1 protein-coding gene is annotated in these 343 nt (G+C 56.9%); it reads left to right on the forward strand.

Annotated features, from left to right (window positions below; genetic code table 11):
• Nucleotides 1-343, forward strand: a 343-nt coding sequence (locus LRL21_RS47475; RefSeq protein WP_240422235.1) for a CehA/McbA family metallohydrolase, incomplete at both ends; no start/stop codon positions are given.

The raw sequence follows: 343 nt of genomic DNA on the forward strand, positions 1-343 counted from the left end.
GCGTATGCTTGGGCCGAACGATTTGGCTCAGGGGCTGCGAGAGGTAAAAGCGCTTGGGGCGATAGCCGGGCTTGCACATCCGTTTCGGGTAGGCAGTCCGATGTGTACCGGCTGTTATTGGGAATATACTATTGATGATTGGAACGCCATCGACTTTATTGAGGTATGGTCCGGCACCCTCCCCTCGGTTCATAGCAGCAATCAGCGAGCTTTTGCGTTATGGACGGAGGTGCTCAATCAAGGGTATCGGGTGACTGCCACTTGTGGGCGGGACTGGCATGTTTCGGTTCCGGGTGCAGTCGACCCGGAGGAGCCGGTATCTGTTTCCTACGTCGCTGACGGC

Source organism: Paenibacillus periandrae, from assembly GCF_022458865.1.
GTDB lineage: Bacteria > Bacillota > Bacilli > Paenibacillales > NBRC-103111 > Paenibacillus_S > Paenibacillus_S periandrae.